Origin of the sequence: Flavobacterium sp. WC2409, from assembly GCF_041200085.1 — a bacterium.
Taxonomy (GTDB): Bacteria; Bacteroidota; Bacteroidia; order Flavobacteriales; family Flavobacteriaceae; genus Flavobacterium.
In genome coordinates, this window is record NZ_CP165625.1 from 2,109,339 (window position 1) to 2,128,410 (window position 19,072).

14 protein-coding genes are annotated in these 19,072 nt (G+C 32.4%); 8 read left to right on the forward strand and 6 right to left on the reverse strand.

Annotated features, from left to right (window positions below):
- Positions 1-2 precede the first annotated feature (2 nt).
- From AB3G34_RS09085 to AB3G34_RS09115, 7 genes are all read left to right on the forward strand, one after another.
- Complete coding sequence (locus AB3G34_RS09085; protein WP_369752220.1) at positions 3-1,385, forward strand: M16 family metallopeptidase; 1,383 nt, start codon at positions 3-5, stop codon at positions 1,383-1,385.
- Positions 1,386-1,590: 205 nt separating this feature from the next.
- On the forward strand, positions 1,591-2,037 hold the full coding sequence (locus AB3G34_RS09090) for an endo-arabinase (protein WP_367754162.1): 447 nt from the start codon (positions 1,591-1,593) through the stop codon (positions 2,035-2,037).
- 193 nt (positions 2,038-2,230) lie between these two features.
- Positions 2,231-3,280, forward strand: a complete 1,050-nt coding sequence (locus AB3G34_RS09095; protein WP_367771011.1) for a glycoside hydrolase family 130 protein — start codon at positions 2,231-2,233, stop codon at positions 3,278-3,280.
- Positions 3,280-4,521, forward strand: a complete 1,242-nt coding sequence (locus tag AB3G34_RS09100) for an MFS transporter (protein WP_367754171.1) — start codon at positions 3,280-3,282, stop codon at positions 4,519-4,521. The genes AB3G34_RS09095 and AB3G34_RS09100 overlap by 1 nt, the downstream gene beginning before the upstream one ends.
- Positions 4,514-6,244, forward strand: coding sequence for a hypothetical protein (locus AB3G34_RS09105; protein WP_369752221.1), 1,731 nt, complete (start codon positions 4,514-4,516; stop codon positions 6,242-6,244). Before AB3G34_RS09100 ends, AB3G34_RS09105 begins: the two co-directional genes overlap by 8 nt.
- 22 nt (positions 6,245-6,266) lie before the next feature.
- Positions 6,267-7,400, forward strand: a complete 1,134-nt coding sequence (locus tag AB3G34_RS09110) for an alpha-amylase family glycosyl hydrolase (protein ID WP_369752222.1) — start codon at positions 6,267-6,269, stop codon at positions 7,398-7,400.
- Positions 7,401-7,420: 20 nt separating this feature from the next.
- Positions 7,421-7,894 carry a hypothetical protein gene (locus tag AB3G34_RS09115; protein WP_369752223.1) on the forward strand — a complete coding sequence of 158 codons (474 nt, stop codon included), beginning with the start codon at positions 7,421-7,423 and terminating at the stop codon, positions 7,892-7,894.
- Positions 7,895-7,943: 49 nt separating this feature from the next.
- Here the strand turns inward: AB3G34_RS09115 and AB3G34_RS09120 are convergent, their stop codons facing one another.
- The 6 genes from AB3G34_RS09120 to AB3G34_RS09145 form a co-directional block, all read right to left on the reverse strand.
- Entirely contained in the window at positions 7,944-9,476 is a 1,533-nt protein-coding gene (locus AB3G34_RS09120; protein WP_369752224.1) for a SulP family inorganic anion transporter, read from the reverse strand.
- 245 nt (positions 9,477-9,721) lie between these two features.
- Positions 9,722-11,686: a response regulator gene (locus AB3G34_RS09125; protein WP_367771025.1), complete on the reverse strand. Its 1,965-nt coding sequence runs from the start codon at positions 11,684-11,686 to the stop codon at positions 9,722-9,724.
- Positions 11,683-12,105, reverse strand: a complete 423-nt coding sequence (locus AB3G34_RS09130; protein ID WP_369752225.1) for a response regulator — start codon at positions 12,103-12,105, stop codon at positions 11,683-11,685. The genes AB3G34_RS09125 and AB3G34_RS09130 overlap by 4 nt, the downstream gene beginning before the upstream one ends.
- A gap of 18 nt (positions 12,106-12,123) precedes the next feature.
- Positions 12,124-12,534, reverse strand: coding sequence for a response regulator (locus AB3G34_RS09135; RefSeq protein WP_367771031.1), 411 nt, complete (start codon positions 12,532-12,534; stop codon positions 12,124-12,126).
- A 31-nt stretch (positions 12,535-12,565) separates the two neighbouring features.
- Entirely contained in the window at positions 12,566-13,276 is a 711-nt protein-coding gene (locus AB3G34_RS09140) for an ATP-binding protein (protein ID WP_367771034.1), read from the reverse strand.
- A gap of 6 nt (positions 13,277-13,282) precedes the next feature.
- Entirely contained in the window at positions 13,283-16,030 is a 2,748-nt protein-coding gene (locus AB3G34_RS09145; protein WP_369752226.1) for a PAS domain S-box protein, read from the reverse strand.
- A gap of 590 nt (positions 16,031-16,620) precedes the next feature.
- On the opposite strand from AB3G34_RS09145, the gene ppsA reads away from it, so the two are divergent.
- Positions 16,621-19,035: a phosphoenolpyruvate synthase gene (gene ppsA / locus AB3G34_RS09150; RefSeq protein ID WP_369752227.1), complete on the forward strand. Its 2,415-nt coding sequence runs from the start codon at positions 16,621-16,623 to the stop codon at positions 19,033-19,035.
- Positions 19,036-19,072: the final 37 nt, after the last annotated feature.

Here is a 19,072-nt window from a genome sequence, read left to right on the forward strand (position 1 = left end):
TTATGGAATCAATAAATAAAAAATACATACTCATTTGCCTATTGGTTTTTTCAACGATAAGCTTAACGGCACAAGGTTATAAATTACCTAACTATACCACTTTCAAATTGAGTAACGGACTTACATTTAACTTAATGGAACAACATGATGTTCCTATTGTTGATGTTTCTATTTTATTCCCTGCAGGAGCTATTTACGATCATGAAAAAGCAGGACTTGCTTCATTGACTGCAACCGCTCTTAAACACGGAACCATCAGTTTTTCCAAAGCCAAACTGGAAGAAGAACTGGATTTTATAGGTGCTAATATTGATACCTACGCCAACAAAGAATACGCTGGACTATCCTCTAATTTTGCTGCTAAAGACAAAGAAAAAGTTCTTTTATTAATCAAAGAAGTGGTACTGAATCCGGTTTTTGATAGTACCGAATTTGAAAAGGAGAAAGCTAGGCTACTAGTTCGTTTAGAGCAACAAAAAGAAAGTCCGCGATCTGTAATAGGATTTTACTTTGATGGTCTTTTATACGGCAATCATGTCTATGGTAATAATATCAATGGTACCAAAACTACTGTAGGTAAACTATCTGTAGATGATGTAAAGGATTTTTACAAAACCAATTATAGACCCGATGAATCTGTTATCAGTATTGTGGGAGATTTTAATTCGGTAGAGATGAAAAAAACGCTAACAAAATTATTTTCTAATTGGAAAAACGGTACACATGAGAAAGAAAACTTGGCTTCAAAACCAATTATCATTCCTACTGAAAATAAAGTGTTATTAGTAAATAAAGACGATGCCAAAGAGACAACTATGTATATTGGCGCTTCAGGAATAAATAGAAATAATCCTGATTATGTAGCTATTGATGTAGTCAACACTTTATTTGGCGGTCGATTTACATCGATGTTAAATGATGAATTAAGGGTAAACTCCGGTCTTACCTATGGAGCAAGTAGTCGTTTTAGCGCCTTGAAAAATGGGGGTTCATTCATTATGAGTACATTTACAGCTGTAAATACTACGGAAGCTACAATAGATAAATTACTAGAAGTATTAAAGAAATTACATACAAACGGAATTGATGAGCAATCATTGGCTTCAGCCAAAAACTATGTAAAAGGACAATTTCCTCCACGTTATGAAACAGCTGGACAATTGGCGAGCTTGCTTTCGCAAATGCATTGGTATGATCTTGATCGTTCTTACATTGATAATTTTGAGAAGAATGTAGACGGACTAGATTTAGCCAAAGCAAACCAAATTATTGAGAAATACTATCCTAAAGACAAATTACAGTTTGTACTCGTTGGTAAAGCCTCAGAGATAAAAAAAATAGCTGAAAAGTACGGACCTGTTACCCAAGTGGAGATAACAGAATAATGTAAAAATTTATTCAATTAAAAGCAGGACTAGTATCCTGCTTTTTTATGTTAAAAGGGTTTGTAATTTCAAACATTTGTAAAAATTCAGTTTTGTTTTTTAAATTTATATATATTTACATTTAATGCTATATGCTTCCTCTAAAAAAATTTGCTTTTAAAGAACAATCAGTAGCCCTAATTATAATCAATCAAATCGTATCATTATGAACTGGAAAATATCAATTTGTCTTCTTATTAGTTTATTTGCAATGGAAAGTAAAGCACAAAATAGTGAACAGGAAAACATCAAAAAGCTACTTGAAAAAGAATCAGCAACCTATCGTTCAGGAGATAGTAAAGCACACGCTTCTTGCTGGCATATTCAGCCTTATAGTCGAATATTAGTTTCTACAACGGATGGAAATACGTACGACGTACCACCAGCTGAAATGGTGAAAGTTACGGAAGACACCACTCCTAGAGGCGGAAGCTCTAAAAATACCAATTATAAAATGAGTATCAATGGCAATACTGCGTGGGTAAGTCACAATGAAGAATCTACTGCCAAAGACGGAACAATAAGTTATTCTTATGAAATTCGATTATTAGAAAAAATAAAAAAGGAATGGAAACTTGTGGGACAATCGATTCATATGTATAAAAAGAAATAAAAAACAATCCTGTTGTTGCTATACGAACGTTAAATTCAAAAACGTACACTCTCAAAATCAATCATATTATCATAAAAGGGGCTTTTATTTAGATTTATTATAACCTTGATTAGCAAATAATTAACTTATTCCGCTTCTGTTTTTTTATTAAAAAAAATACTTTTCTAATTTATCAAAAACAAAATAATCCCAAATGACAGATATTGCCAATCGCTATAAAAACAATCCCATACTATCTCCAAAAGACTTAAATGCTAGTGATGATGCTATGATTATCGAATGTTTGCTTAACCCAGGAGCATTTGAATTCAATGGAAGAATAGGGTTACTTTTAAGAGTTGCCGAAAGAACAGTTCAAAAGGACGGCCTTTTATCAGTTCCAATTTATAATAATGAGGGGAAAATTGAAATTTTAAATTTTAAATTAGATGACCCTAAATTAAATGCTTCCGATTCAAGAGTAATTAAATATGATGGGACCGATTACCTAACCACTATTTCTCATTTGCGATTAGTTTGGAGCACAGACAGCGTTAATTTCATAGAAGACCCTGAGTATTCTTCTCTTTTTGGAGAAGGAGAATATGAATCCTATGGTATTGAAGATTGTCGTGTTACCAAAATTGAAGATACCTATCACCTTACCTATACGATGGTTTCTGCAAATGGTGTTGGTGTTGGGCTTAGAACAACAAAGGATTGGAAAACTTTTGAAAAAAAGGGGATGATTTTTAGTCCACACAATAAAGATTGTGCCATTTTTGAAGAAAAATTCAACGATAAATTTTATGCTTTACATAGACCTAGCAGTCCTGAATTGGGAGGTAATTATATATGGCTAGCCGAATCACCTGATGGCGTACATTGGGGGAACCATAAATGCATCGCTAAAACGCGTGAAGGAAAATTTGACAGCAAACGCCTTGGTGCAGGAGCGGCACCCATAAAAACAGATAAAGGCTGGTTAGAGATATATCATGGTGCTACAAAAGAAAACAGGTATTGTCTTGGGGCCCTTTTATTAGATTTAGAAGACCCATCTATCGTTTTGGCGCGCTCCGAAGAACCTATTATGGAACCAATGGAAACGTATGAACGTACTGGCTTTTTTGGCGAAGTAATTTTTACCAATGGCCATATTGTTAAGGGAGATGAAATTCAAATGTATTATGGGGCTGCAGATGAATTTGTTGGTTTAGCCACGTTTTCTATTACAGAAATCTTAAAAACACTACACGTATAATGGAAAAATTAGCAAGAATAGGCTTGAAGGATTTCACTAGAAGCACCAAAATATTAATACTTACCAATTTAATATATTCATTTGTATTGCCCGTAATTGATATTTTTGTAGCCTCTTATATAATGAGAAATTCAAATGATCCATCAAAAGTGATGCTGTATCAATTAGCCATATATACTGGTATTCCTATCACTTTTTTCATTAATGGTTTTTTGCTAAATAAAATAAATATTAAAAAATTGTTTTCACTTGGAATGTTATTAAGTGGCGTTTCCATGGTGTTCATGATGTCTTTGACTGAAATAACCTATTACGGGATAATTCCGGCTGGTTTAATCATGGGAATGTCTTTTGGATTGTATTGGTCTAATAGAGATTATCTGGTACTAGCAACCACAAGTGATAAAACCCGAAATTTCTATTATGGGTTAGACACTTTTTTCTACACTTTAACAGCCGTTATTGTTCCAGTAATTATTGGTTGGTATTTAATGAATGGAAATGGAACTTCTAATGCAGGAGTTAATTCTGGATATAAGGTAGTTACTGGAATTGTATTTATTTTCACCATTTTAGCATCAATAGTATTTCATTTTGGAGATTATGAAAAACCTAAAAATGAAAAATTTCTATATTTTAAATTCCACAAACTTTGGACAAAAATGCTGCAAATGGCGGTTTTGAAAGGCTTAGCTCAAGGATTTATAGTAACAGCTCCGGCGATGCTTATGATGAAATTTTTTGCCTCTGAAGGCGCATTAGGAACCGCACAATCAGTAGGCGCTATTATCGCGGCAGTTATTATGTTGATTTTAGGGAAACTTTCCTCTCCTAAACATCGGTTGGTCATTTTTAGTATCGGACTAATCTTTTTCTTTTTAGCTTCCTTTTTTAATAGTCTAATGTTTAATTCGACAGGAGTAATTATTTTTATCTTTCTATTATTGATAGCAAGGCCCATTCTTGACATTGCCTACTTCCCTATCCAACTTAGAGTTATCGATTTATTATCGGAAGTAGAAAATCGAAATGAATTCTCATATATCTTAAATCATGAATTTGGTTTGTATGCAGGACGCCTCTTAGGAGCAGGAACTTTCTTAGGAATCGCCTATTTTGGAAATGCCGATGATGCCTTGCGTTATGCTTTATTAATCATTGCCGTTATCCAATTACTCTCTATACTAATTGCCAAACAACTTTTGGATCAACAATCAAAATTAGAAAATAAACATGCTTAAAAAATCATATATACCGTTATTATTACTCTGTATTGGATTTAATTCTTGCAGTGTAACTCAATCTAAAATGGGATTGGTTCCTGCTGTAAAGCAAGAATCGTTAGCCCGCATAACTGCAATGCCTAACCTTCCAAAACCGTTTAAAATTTTAGATTTTAATCAATTAGCTAAAGACTACGATGCCAAAGTGTACGATGCAAATCAAACAGGGAAATACTGGCCATTAATTTGGAAAGATGATTCCCGTAAAAATTTCGATCAAGAAACCTTCGGGATTTACACTGCCATGGGCGATGTAAGACAGGGTGTAGAACATTATAAAGGCATTTTTCATGAATCGTTAGCGAGTATTGGATCCGTGATGGGAGCCAGTTTAGTAGGAATTGACAAGTCCAACCAAAAAGGGAAAGACTATGTAGGAATGCTAAAAAATTATTACAATAGTGATACCAAATGGAATATAATCATGAACAATACTTCTCCTGAGGTTGCTCTTCTAGGAGGTGGTTATGCTAGAGACTGGTGGTATGATGTGTATCCCAATTTAATGTTTTATGCGGTTGCTGATTTTTATCCAAATGAAAAAGATTATACAACAATACAACGTTCAATTGCTGATAAATTTTATCAAGCCGATTCAACAATGGCGGGCAATTACCATCATTCTTTTTTTGATTATTCCACTTTAGAACCTAAAGACAGTTGGATTTGCAAACAAGAAGATGTCGCCGCAGGTCATGCCTATGTGCTTTATTCGGCTTATCAAAAATTTAAAGACCCTAAATATTTAAAAGGCGCCGAATCATCATTGCAAGCACTTTTAAATCAAAAAGACAATCGGTACTATGAAATACTAATGCCTTTTGGCGCTTATGTTGCAGCCCGATTAAATGCAGAAGAAGGTAAAAACTATGATTACTCTAAAATTATGGATTGGACCTTTAACGGCACTCCTGAATGTAGAGAAGGATGGGGCATGTTATTGGATAATTGGAATGGTTATGATGTTTCAGGATTAATGGGAAGTACGGTTGATCATGGCGGTTTTGCCTTTTTGATGAATACCTATGACTCCATGTGGCCATTAGTGCCAATGGTTCGTTACGACCCTAGATATGCCAATGTAGTTGGAAAATGGATGCTGAATGCCAGTAATGCTATTAAATTCTTTTATCCATACGAAATTGCAGATGACCATCAAACGATACCAGAACAAAAAGAGTATACTAAAGGTGTAATTGCCTATGAAGGTTTGATCAAAAAATCACATCTTAAAAAATATGAAAATATTCAAGCGCCTGTTGCTATTGGTGATGGTCCCAACTGGATAGAAGGAAATCCAGATGTTTCTCAGTTTAGTGTTTATGGAAGTGGTCATGTAGGAATTGCAGGAGCTATTATTGAAAAAACTGATGTTCCTGAAATTCTAAAATTGAATTGTTTAGCGACTGATTTTTATCGTGGGGAGGCCTTCCCAACTTCCCTATTGTACAATCCTTTTGGAGAAGAAAAAACGGTAATCTATCAAACAAAAAATAAGGCAAAAGTAGATTTATACGATGCTATTACACATCAGGTAATTTTGAAAAATGTTAGCCAATCTGGTAAAATAACAATTCCTATGGAAGGGTCCCGATTGATTGTAGAAATTCCAGCTGGATCAAAAATCATCTTAAAAGCTGGAAAATATTATGTAAACAATACAGTGATTGCATATTTATAAATTGTAATTAATTTTAATCCAAATGAACTACTCCAAAATAGGTATATCAATTGTATTGCTTTTGCTTTTTTTCTCTTGTAGTAAACAAAAGAAATCAACCTCAGATAAAGTGTGGTGGAAAGAATCCGTTTTTTACGAAATCTACATGCCTAGTTATAAAGACTCCAACGGGGATGGATTTAGTGATTTTAAGGGGTTGACATCTAAACTAGATTACATAAAAAGTCTAGGTGTAAAAGGAATTTGGTTGACTCCGTTTCTGGAATCTCCCAAAGTGGATAATGGATATGATGTTGCCAATTATTATAAAGTGGATCCCACGTATGGTACTATCGAAGACTTCAAACTATTTTTGGCGGAAGCCCATAAAAAAGATATTAAAATTATTATGGATATGGTTGTCAACCATACTTCCACCGACTCTAAATGGTTTCAAGAATCTCGTAAGTCAAAAGACAATCCGTATCGCGATTATTATATTTGGAAAGACAAACCCAACAATTGGGAATCCTTTTTCGGAGGATCCGCTTGGGAGTTCGACAAGAATACCAATCAATACTACTATCATCAATTTGACACCAGAATGGCTGATCTCAATTGGGGAAACCCGAAAGTAGTTGCCGAGATTCAAAAAATGTTACGATTTTGGTTGGATTTAGGTGTAGATGGTTTTCGCATGGATGTGATTAACTTTCTTACTACAGATGGAATTACAAAAGACAACCCTTTCAAAAATGGTATTCAAGAACATTTGAATGACATCAATCAAAAAGGAGTTAAAACTGCCATGAAATCAATAAAATCGGTGGTAAATGAGTATGAGAATCGGTTTATCGTAGGAGAAATAGGAAGCGACAAAATAGAAGTTCTTAAACAGTATCAATCTCCTGATTTACTGGATGTGGTTTTTAATTTCAATTTTGGGAGCATCAAAGAATTCTCTGCCAAAAGAATCTATGATGAGTTGCAAAGCATGGAGAAAAATATGCAAAACTACCCTACACTCTTTTTTGGAAGTCATGATATGCCCCGTTTGGTTGATCGTTTGGCAAAAAACAATCCCAAAAGAGCCGAATCATTAGCCGCTTTGATGTTAACTGCCAAAGGAGTGCCTTTTATTTATTATGGAGAAGAAATTGGAATGGAAATATTGTAGCTAATTCGATTACTGAAATAATGGACATTCAAGGGCGTACCCAATATGAATTGGCGTTGAAAGCAGGAAAATCAAAAGTCGAAGCACTAAAAATTGGAAACGAACACAACCGAGACAAGTCAAGAAGTCCAATGCAATGGAATAATCAATCATTTGCGGGTTTTTCGGATAAATCTTCTTGGATTAAAGTAAATCCAAACTACACCAACTTGAATGTAGTTAATTTAGATAAAAATGAAAATTCCATTTTAAATAAATATAAAAAACTTATTGCTTTACGTAATTCCCAGCTTGCACTTCAATATGGAAGTTATACAAACTTATCGTTTTCGAATGATTGTATTCGATTTGAAAGAACTTTTAAAGGAGAGCATATTAAATGTTATTTCAATTTTGGAAAACAACCCCTTGAAATTAAATTAAACTCTAAAGAAACCATCTTAGCGGGTGAAAATAAAATGGAACCCGATAGTTATTTACTTGTAAAACAATAATAAATTTTATAAAAAAAGGACTTGAATAATTTCAAGTCCTTTTCTTATTTTAATCAATTGCCACTTTGTAAGTGGGATCTTCGATGATATTGATATCGATAACATCATCGGCATTGTGAAGTAACTGACGACAGTCGGCACTTAAATGGCGCAAATGGATCTTCTTCCCTACTTTGGCATATCGTTCCGTTAATTTATTTACAGCATCGATAGCACTCATATCAGCAATCTTACTTTCTTTAAAATCTACAATTACATCATTTGGATCATTTAAAATATCAAATTTTTCAGCAAAAGCAGTGGTTGAACCAAAAAATAAGGGTCCAAATATTTCATAATGTTTTACCCCTTTTTCATCTACATATTTTTTAGCTCGAATGCGTTTGGCACTTTCCCAAGCAAAAACTAAAGCTGAAATTATAACTCCGATTAAAACTGCCAAGGCTAAATTGTGTAATAAAATGGTAATCACCGCCACAAGGACACCAACAAATATATCTTGTTTTGGCATTTTGTTTATGATTCTAAAACTAATCCATTCAAATGTACCAATGGCAACCATAATCATTACCCCAACTAGTGCGGCAATAGGCAATTGTTCAATGATAGGAGCTCCAAATAAAATAATGACAAGAATAGTTAAGGCTGCAATTATTCCTGATAAACGAGCTCTAGAACCAGCGGACAAATTAACCAAGGTTTGTGCAATCATAGGACAACCACCCATACCAAAGAAAAATCCATTCAATACATTAGCACTGCCTTGTGCAATACACTCTCGGTTTCCTTTTCCTTTAGTTCCTGTTATTTCATCTACTAGATTTAAAGTCAATAACCCCTCCGTTAATCCAACTGAAGCCATAATTAAAGCATAAGGAAAAACCAATTGCAAGGTTTCTAAAGTCCATTCTATATTTGGAACATGAAAAGGAGGAAAACCACCACTGATAGAAGCAATATCGGCCACCGTTTTTGTATGAATTCCTAGACCCAAAACGAGTCCAAAAACTACAATAATAGCAACTAATGAAGCAGGAACGGCTTTTGTTATTTTAGGGAAAAACAAAACTATTGCAATAGTTAAGAGAACTAATCCCGCCATAATATATAGTGGATTTCCAGATAACCAAACACTTTGACCATTAACAATGGTTTTGAATTGTTCCAGTTGGGACATGAAAATAATAATGGCTAAACCGTTAACAAATCCAAACATAACGGGCTGTGGAACGAGTTGGATAAATTTACCCAACTTAAACAGTCCTACCAATATTTGCAAAATACCAGCCAAAGCGACTGCTGCAAAAACATATTCTAATCCATTTGACTTCATTAAAGCAATTAAAACAATAACTGTTGCTCCTGCTCCACCTGAAACCAAACCTGGTCTTCCTCCAAAAATAGCGGTAACCAAGCCCATTATAAAAGCAGCATATAAACCTACCAAGGGAGGAAAACCAGCTAAAATTGCAAAAGAAAGTGATTCAGGAATCATCGTCATGGCGACTGTTAAACCTGCTAAAACTTCCGTTTTGTAATTTACTTTTTGAGTAAAATCGAATAAATTGAAATACTGTTTCATTCTTTTGTTTAAAAATTTGTAAAAATAATGGCAGTGGAAAAATTTAAATTTCCAAAAAAAATGAAAAACCAATAAAAAATTGGGAATGACACACATGCCAAAATGCCTATGTCAAGGCGTAGTAACTTAAGAAAACGAGGGTTTTCTCTATTCTCAAGAATTACAAATGTAAATCTTTTTAACAGATGTTCAAATAGAATTATAAAAAGGATGAATTTAGAAAAACTATACTTAGTAATTTATTCCTATATATCTAAATTAAGGTTTCTATATAATTTTTCAAGAAGCACATTAAAATCAAATGGTTTTGATAAATAATCATTCATTCCTGAGTTAATACATCTCCTCTCTTCATCAGCAGTAGCGTGTGCAGTTAAAGCAATAATGGGTACTTTTGATTTTATTCCAGGAAGATTTCTCACCTTTTCAGTCACTTCATTACCATCCATTTCTGGCATTTGAATATCCATCAAAATAATATCATATTGATTTTCTATTATTTTTTCAAGAGCAATTAACCCATTTTCGGCAATTTCAATTTGTTTATTCCACTTCTCAAAAACTTTTTTTGTTAGAAGCTGATTAATCTTATTGTCTTCAACCAATAAAATATTTTTATTCTCTAAAAAACTAAAATCCAATTGTTTTGCTAATACTCTATTCAAGTCTATACTATTTAATTCTGCTATTTTATATTGAATTCCAAATGAAAACTCGCTCCCTTTTAAAAGTTCACTTTTTACTTTAATAGAGCCACCTTGTAATTCTATTAATTTTCGTGTAATTGTAAGTCCTAAACCCGTTCCTCCAAATTTTCTAGTAGTTTCATTTGATGCTTGATTAAAACTTTCAAATATAGCATCAATTTTATCTTCGGGTATCCCTATTCCGGTGTCAATTACATTAAAAAGAACTAATGTTGACTTGTCGGCCTTCTTCTCTTGATTTACAACTAATTCAACTTGTCCTTGTTCCGTAAATTTTAATGCATTCCCTACAAGATTAATTAATATTTGAGATAATCGTGTTGGGTCACCAATTAATGCATCATTAATTTTAGGATCAATTGTGCTTTTTAGAATAACTTTTTTTTCATTTGAAAGAGGAGATAATAATTCAATAACTGAATTCACTGTTTTTGACAATGAAAATTCAATTGATTCAAATGTCATTTTATCGGCTTCAATTTTAGAAAGATCTAAAATATCATTAATGATAACCATTAAATTTTTTCCTGCTATTTTTATAGCTTCAACACTTTGTTTTTGATTTCCATCCAATTCTGTAAATTCAAGAATACTAGCAAATCCAATAATTCCATTCATCGGAGTACGAATTTCATGACTCATGTTTGTCAGGAACCGCTCTTTAATTCGTACTGAGTTTTCGGCTATATTTTTGGCATGAATTAACTCTTTTTCTGTTTTCTTCTGTTCTGTTATGTCTTGAATGGTTCCTAAAACTTTGAACGGTTTATCACTTTCATCATTAATACAAATAATATATTCGTTTATGTGTTTTATAGTCCCTTTTTTAGTCATAATGCGATGACTAAAACTAACTTCTTCATTATTAGCCTTAACTTCTTCTAGTTTATTTTCAAATAATAAAATATCATTTGAAGAGGTAATACAAGACTTAAAAGTACTCATTGATGGCATCACTGTATTATCTAATTCAAGTATCTTAAACATTTCTTCAGAAAAGAATACCTCGCCATCATTCAAATTGATTTCCCAGCTCCCTATCTTGGCTAACTTTTGAGCCTCAGAAAGTCTTTTGGAATTTATTTTTAAAGCAAATTCAGTTTTTTTACGAAGATTCTGACTTTCAAATAATTTCATAGCATTTCTCACACTATGGGAAATACCATCAGAAGTCAATAGTGTTTTAGGCATATAATCAGAAGCACCAGCTAGAATCGCTTGACTTGCAATTTTTTCATCTCCTTGAGAAGTAATAAAAATCACAGGTGTTTCTATGGCTAAGCTCCTTATTTTTTTAAGGATACTTATTCCATCTGAATCTGGCATCATATAATCTAAAAAGATGAGATCAAAACAAACTGATTCCAATTTTTCAAAACCTTCTTTTGCTGAATAAGCACTTTCAATTTCAGCATTAATATCTGAACGAGAAATAGAACGTATTATAGTAATTGAATCAACTTTATCATCATCAATTATTAATATTTTTAATGGTTTTGTCATATTTTATTATTATCTCTTGGAAACTCAATAATGTCTAAGTATGCATTAAGTATAGAGTAAACTTCAGTTATTTTATCTTTATCCATAGGCTTATGAATAAAGCCAGCAATGTTTAAGTCTAAAGCTTCGTTCTTGTTACTGTCTGAATTGGTTAATACAAAAACTAAGAGGGATTTTAATATTGGATGTTTCCTTATTTTTTTCAATAATTCCATCCCGTTTACTCCTTCTCTATTTATATCTATAAAAATTACTTTTGGTACTGGACTTAATTTAGTATTACATTGTAACAATGACCATGCCTCAATTTCATTTTCAGCTAAATAAATAATAGACTGATAGTTTAGGCCCAAAAAAATATCTTTTGTGCTTTGAGCATCAATTTTATTATCTACCACAATAATATTCAAATTCTTCATAAATATTATTTTAAAATTTTACATCTCACATAACTGCCAATAATTTTTTAATGTTGAAACAGACATAAGAAATTTTTCAAATGATAATGGTTTAAGAATGTAACCTGCGACATTAAGATCATAGGCTTTAATTTTATCACTGTCTTCATTTGAAGTCGTCATGACAAAAACAGAAATATTTTTCAGTTTCTCCGTTTCTCTAACAATTTTCAAAAATTCAATCCCATTCATTTTCGGCATATTTATATCCAAAATAATAATTCTTGGTAAAGGAACTATAGTATTTTCAAGCATTTCAAGTGCTTCAACACCATTTCCAGCTATAAAAAGAGGATTTTTAATATTATTTTTTAAAAATGCTCTTTTAACATTCATTACATCTACTTCGTCATCTTCAACTAATAAAATGTTTACTAATTTTTCACTCATTTTTTTTATTTTAAAATAAATTTATATTTTTTTATTTGGGCCAATTAAATTTAAAAACGGATCCCCTATCAATACTAGGTGAATACTCCATTTTACCACCTACCCTTTTTATTATTTTATTGCAAATTGTTAATCCTGCCCCTGTAGTTTCTAGAATGTCCTTTGAATTAACGGTATAGAACATATTGAAAATTTTTTCTTTAACTTCTTCTGGAATTCCAGGTCCATCGTCTCTTATAGTAAACTCGTAATTCGTTGCTGATTCATTTACTTCAATAAAGATATTCATTTTCTCTTTATCGTGAAATCGGATTGCGTTATCTAAAAGATTTGTTAGTACTTTTTGTAGTTTCTTACCTAAAGAATTGCTGTTTTCATTTTCAATTGTATACAAAAAATGAAATTCAGCTTTATCTTTTTCTTTTGTCAGTTCGACACAATCCGCTATCATTCGAGGAATATTAAACTCATACATTTCATTATCAAAATTATTGACTCTTGAAAGTTCCAGTAAAGCATTCATCATCATTTCTAGACGTCCAACTCTATTTTTCAACAAACTAAAATTAGCCAAGACCTCATTATTACTAATTCCTTCTAGGTCTTCTTCAATCCAATTAGTAATATTAGTGATAGCTCTCATGGGACTTTTTAGATCGTGGGAAACGATATAAACAAATTCTTCGTGTTCTTTTTTGAGAGCTATTAATTCCTCTTCTTCTTCGTTTACGAATTCCTTCATTTTATTTTATTTAGGGATTGTAAAAATAAAACTTGTTCCGTTACTTTCTAATGATTCAATATATATATCGCCTCCTTTTTCTTCGATTATTTTTTTTACAATTGACAAACCAATTCCTGTACTTTCCTTTTTATCTCTTGCTTCAATTGTTTGGAAAACTCCAAATACTCTTTCCTGATATTCTTTAGGAATTCCAGGTCCGTTATCGCTAATTTTAAATTGATGAAAATCAGGTAATTCAATATAAACACATTCTATTTTACCAATTTCTTTATCATTATATTTTACCGCATTACCAATAATATTACTAAAAACTTGATACAATAAAATTTTGGCATCAAAAATTTGTGGTATTTTATCTGCAATCGAAACTTCAAAATCCTTGTTTGGAACTATCGTTTCTACAATTTGGTCCAACATTAACTTAATATCAATTGTTTCCATTTCGATCTGGGTTCTACCAATTCTAGAATAATCCAAAACCCCATTAATTAAGTTTTCCATACGCAATATACGACCACGTAATAATCCTAAATTATTTTTTACATCCTCTGGCATTTCTGGCATATCTTCAACAATCCATTCAGCAAGGTTATTGATTGCTCTTAAAGGAGCTTTCAAATCATGCGAAACAACATAAGCAAATTGATCTAACTCTTTATTGTTTTTTTCTAAATCACTTAAAGCATGATTTAAATTTTCTTGAGCTAATTTTTGTTCGGTTATATCTGTACTTATTGCTATATATTGATAGATCTTTCCTTTAGTGTCTAAAAAGGGAACAATTGTAGTTTTTTCCCAATAAAGTGATCCATCTTTTGCCCTATTTCTTATTTCCCCTTTCCAAATTCCTCCATTTACAACAACTCTTAAAATACTTTTTGCAAATTCGAAGGAAAGATAATCTGATATCATCCGTTGATTTTTACCTATCAGTTCTTCTTTATTGAATTTTGAAATAGCGCAAAAATTATCATTTACATACGTAAATACTCCATTAAGATCTGTCACTGACACAATTGCAGACTCATCTAAAGCCGCTCTAATATCATTTACTTCTTTAGATTTTTCTTGAATCTTTTGTTCTGCTATCGTTTTTTCAGTAACATCTTGAACTGAACCTTGAAGCCCCACTATTTCACCCTTTCTATTCTTAAAAGGTCTTCCTATTTCTGATATATATTTTATTCTATTTTCTGGTAATAAAATTCTATAATTTGTATTGTAATCTTCTCCCGTTTTTATGATTTTTTTATCTAATTCATCTAATAACACTAAATCATCCTTATGTATTCTACCTCTATATGATTCATAAAGTTTTCCATCAGGTACATTATCCAATTCAAATATTATAGATTGTCCCTTAGACAACATCAGGTCTTTTGTTACTAAATTAAATTTCCAACTTCCAATTTTAGCGATGTTTTCTGATTCATCTAATAACATATTGCTATTTAATAGATTTAATTCAGCTTCTTTCTCTTTAGAAATATCTTTTGCTATTCCTAAATATCCAGTTACCTCACCCTCATTACTTTTAATGGCAGTTACTGATAACCTCATAGGAAAAGTGGTGCCGTCCTTTCTAACATACGACCATTCTTGGGAATCAGCTATACCAAATTCTCTAGCTTTCACTACAAATGTGTCATATCCAGGCTCGATTTCCCTTCCTAATTCAATAGATAACTCTTCCGCTCTTTTTACCACTTCTTCCTTAATATGAAAGATTTCTGGTGTAATTTTACCTTCGACATCCTCCGCTTTATAACCCAAGAGTTTTTCGGCCCCTCTATTAAATTGTTTAATAACACCATCGAGATCTGAAGAAATTATTGAAAATTCAGTTGCATTTAGGATTGCTTTTAAATCAGTTGTAGTAGAAAGCAGCTCCTCTTTGTGCCTATTTTCTATAGTCATGTCCCTAGCAATACAATATAAATTGCCAGTAACTGGATCAGGAGAAGCATTCCAACTAAGTCCTACATATTCTCCTTTTTTGGTGCGATATCGATTTTCAAAACTAATTGTTTTTTCTCCTCTAGCGAGCTTTTCAACTTCTTTGTAAGTTTTATCTAAATCTTCTGGATGAACAAAATTTATAAAGGGGGTTTTCCCCAATTCTTCTTTTGAATATCCCAAAACAGTAGTAAAAGCAGGATTTACACTAACGAACAGCCCATCACTATTGGCGATACCAACCATATCCTTCGATAACTCTAAAAAGTTTTTAAACTCTTTTTGGGCTAGAATAAGTTGCATGTTTTTTCTACGAAGCTGTAGTAAATTTATAACTTGATTTGCTAATAATTGAAGTGCATTTTTCTGCATATCCGTGAGCGTCCTTGGTATAGTATCAATTACACAAAGTGTTCCTAGATTAAATCCTTCATGATCCTTAAGCGGTGCTCCCGCATAAAACCGAATATCAGGATTTCCAGTGACTAATGGATTATCTGAAAATAATGTATCCTCTAATGCATTTTGAACTTCATAAACCTCATCTCCCATTATAGCGTATTGACAAAAAGAAATAGCTTTTGGAGTTTCTTTTGCTTTCAATCCAACACTTGATTTAAACCATTGTCTGTCTTTATCTAAGAGGCTAACTAATGAGATTGGTGTATCACAAATATAAGAAGCCAATTTTGTAATAGAATCAAACTCTTTTTCAGTCAAAGAATCCATTACTAAATAACTTTCTAGTGCCTGTAACCTATCTTTTTCATTAGATGGAGTAGGTAATTCTTTCATATAAAATGAATTAGATTAATTGAAATTAAATCAGAATATGGGGTATTTATTCTAATTAATATTTGTATGTATTAAAATACATTGGTCTTTACAAAAATAAAATTAATTTCCAATTATACATGTATTTAGAGTTATAATATCCTAATAATTAAATTTTTAAAGCTTCTTAAATTCATAGTTACACATTCTAAGGCATGTATTATTTCGATAATGGATTTTAACTGTTTCGATATCAAATGAATAAATTCTAGTTTTACTATTTATTATTTATAATATTTAAAAAACACCCAAAGTTTATAATTCACTACAAAAACAACATAAATACTTACAAAACAAGCTATTATGACTAAATTATATTCAAAAAAAATCATAATTTAACATTGAAAAAAAAATATTTGCTTAAATTTACGATATGTCCCTTTTATACAAGAAACAGGAATATCCTCTTGTATTTATCCGTTTCTAATGAACCCTAATTTGCTTTGAATCCCTTTTAGAATTTTTCTATATATGGCTTAGTCAATCTGTTATTCATTTGTTTTTTTAAGTTAGAATACCAACCACCTTACATTTTAAATATTTAAAACGATATGGAAAATTCAAAACTTATTCTTTTTTTCGACCAAATTAGCATAACGGATATTGAAATTGTGGGAGGTAAAAATGCCTCTTTAGGTGAAATGTATAATCAATTGAATCCTTTGGGAATAGCTATTCCTAATGGTTTTGCTGTTACTGCCAATGCATATCGTTTTTTTAGAAAAGAAAACCATCTTGAAGACACCTTAAACGAATTACTATTTTCACTTGATACAAAAAATTATTCGAATCTTTCCGAAATTGGGAAAAAAGCAAGGCAAATTATTTTATCAGCTAAGATTCCAGATACCATTAAAACTGAAATTGATACTGCATACCAATTGCTTTGTAAGCAAACAGGTATTGACAATGTAGGTGTAGCGGTCCGAAGTAGTGCCACTGCTGAGGATTTACCTACAGCTAGTTTTGCAGGTCAAATGGAGTCTTTTTTAAATATTTCAGGAAAGGAACAATTATGGGACGCTTTACTTCATTGCTATGCCTCCCTTTTTACAGATCGCGCCATTAAATACCGCCATGACATGAATTTTACTAAAATAGATATTGCTATTTCGGTAGGTGTTCAACAAATGGTTCGAAGTGATAAAGCATCATCCGGTGTGGCTTTTACCATCGATCCGGATACAGGTTTTCAAAATACAATTATCATTAATGGTTGTTGGGGATTAGGGGAAAACATTGTTAAGGGAACAATTACTCCAGATGAATGGATGGTTTTTAAACCCACTTTACAAAATAAAAACTTCAACCCTATACTAAAAAAACGTTGTGGAAGGAAAGAGTTCACCATGATTTATACCGAAAAATCAAAAATAAGCTCTGCCGAAAATACCATTGTAAATATCTCTACTCCAATAGAAAAACAAAACCAATATGCATTGAATGATAGTGAAGTAATACAACTAGCGCAATGGTGTAAAACAATAGAACTACATTACAAGAAACCAATGGATATTGAATGGGCAAAAGACGGTATAAATAATCAGTTATACATAGTGCAAGCAAGACCAGAAACCATTTATGGGACAATTAAAAGGAAAATAAGAGAAATTTATAAACTCAAGGAAAAAGGGACTTTAATAACGCAAGGAATAGCTCTTGGGGACAAAATTGCTAGCGGTAAAGCTCGAATTCTTAATAATCCTCAAGAAGGTAATTTATTACTTGAAGGTGAAATCCTAGTGACTGACATGACCAATCCCGACTGGGATCCAATAATGAAAAAAGCTTCGGCTATCATTACCAATAAAGGGGGGCGTACCAGCCACGCCGCGATTGTAGCTCGAGAACTAGGAACCGTTGCTGTGGTGGGAACTGGAGATGCAACTCAATGTATAAAAAAAGGGCAATTAGTTACCGTTTCCTGCGCCGAAGGTAAAGAGGGCAATGTATATAATGGTCAGTTAAAATGGGAAGTGACTGAGCATGATTTTAGTCAATTAGCAATGCCCGAAACGGATCCCATGTTTATCCTTGCTGATCCTGAGCGTGCTTTTGAGCTGAGTTATTATCCAAATAAAGGAGTGGGTTTGATGCGAATGGAGTTTGTCATTTCGAACTCGATAAAAATTCATCCATTGGCCTTATGTGAACCTGAAAAAATAACTGATAAAACTATAAATGCAGAAATTCAAACACTTACAAAAGGCTATCAAGACGGCAAAAACTATTTTATAGATCAATTGGCCGAAGCTGTAGCTACTGTAGCCGCTGCATTCTACCCCAAAGAAGTTATTGTTCGCATGAGTGATTTTAAAAGCAATGAATATGCAAATCTTATTGGTGGAAAATATTACGAACCTAAAGAGGAAAATCCCATGATTGGTTTTCGTGGCGCCTCTCGTTATTACAGTGATTTTTATCGAAAAGGATTCGCATTAGAATGTGAAGCCATGAAAAAAGTGAGAAATCAAATGGGTTTAAAGAACGTGAAATTGATGATTCCTTTTTGCAGAACAATTGAGGAAGGGGAAAAAGTACTTGCCGAAATGGCAAAAAATGGCTTATCCCAAGGCGAAAACAATCTAGAAATTTATGTTATGATTGAAATTCCGAGTAATGTCATCTTAGCCGATGAATTTGCTGCTCTTTTTGATGGATTTTCGATTGGGTCCAATGATTTAACACAACTTACATTGGGTTTAGACCGAGATTCTGAATTGGTAAGTTATTTATTTAGCGAACAAAATTTGGCAGTAAAAACCCTAATTAGGGAAACAATAAGTGCTGCCAAACGCAATAAGATAAAAGTGGGGCTTTGCGGTCAAGCCCCAAGTGATATTCCAAAATTCGCACAGTTTTTAGTCGAAGAAGGAATTGATAGTATTTCCTTTAATCCAGATGCCTTAATAAAAGGAATTGAAAATATATTGGAAGCCGAAAAGAAAAATAAAGTACGCCTATAAGTAATCAAAAAAAAGAAATTATGGTCAAAAAAAGTAA

Bases quoted from the DNA above. Each gene is read 5' to 3' on its own strand.
- AB3G34_RS09120 (WP_369752224.1), bottom strand. From the start codon at position 9,476: ATGAAACAGTATTTCAATTTATTCGATTTTACTCAAAAAGTAAATTAC.
- AB3G34_RS09090 (WP_367754162.1), top strand. From the start codon at position 1,591: ATGAACTGGAAAATATCAATTTGTCTTCTTATTAGTTTATTTGCAATG.
- AB3G34_RS09085 (WP_369752220.1), top strand. From the start codon at position 3: ATGGAATCAATAAATAAAAAATACATACTCATTTGCCTATTGGTTTTT.
- ppsA (WP_369752227.1), top strand. From the start codon at position 16,621: ATGGAAAATTCAAAACTTATTCTTTTTTTCGACCAAATTAGCATAACG.
- AB3G34_RS09140 (WP_367771034.1), bottom strand. From the start codon at position 13,276: ATGAAGGAATTCGTAAACGAAGAAGAAGAGGAATTAATAGCTCTCAAA.
- AB3G34_RS09125 (WP_367771025.1), bottom strand. From the start codon at position 11,686: ATGACAAAACCATTAAAAATATTAATAATTGATGATGATAAAGTTGAT.
- AB3G34_RS09145 (WP_369752226.1), bottom strand. From the start codon at position 16,030: ATGAAAGAATTACCTACTCCATCTAATGAAAAAGATAGGTTACAGGCA.
- AB3G34_RS09100 (WP_367754171.1), top strand. From the start codon at position 3,280: ATGGAAAAATTAGCAAGAATAGGCTTGAAGGATTTCACTAGAAGCACC.
- AB3G34_RS09105 (WP_369752221.1), top strand. From the start codon at position 4,514: ATGCTTAAAAAATCATATATACCGTTATTATTACTCTGTATTGGATTT.
- AB3G34_RS09110 (WP_369752222.1), top strand. From the start codon at position 6,267: ATGAACTACTCCAAAATAGGTATATCAATTGTATTGCTTTTGCTTTTT.
- AB3G34_RS09130 (WP_369752225.1), bottom strand. From the start codon at position 12,105: ATGAAGAATTTGAATATTATTGTGGTAGATAATAAAATTGATGCTCAA.
- AB3G34_RS09095 (WP_367771011.1), top strand. From the start codon at position 2,231: ATGACAGATATTGCCAATCGCTATAAAAACAATCCCATACTATCTCCA.
- AB3G34_RS09135 (WP_367771031.1), bottom strand. From the start codon at position 12,534: ATGAGTGAAAAATTAGTAAACATTTTATTAGTTGAAGATGACGAAGTA.
- AB3G34_RS09115 (WP_369752223.1), top strand. From the start codon at position 7,421: ATGGACATTCAAGGGCGTACCCAATATGAATTGGCGTTGAAAGCAGGA.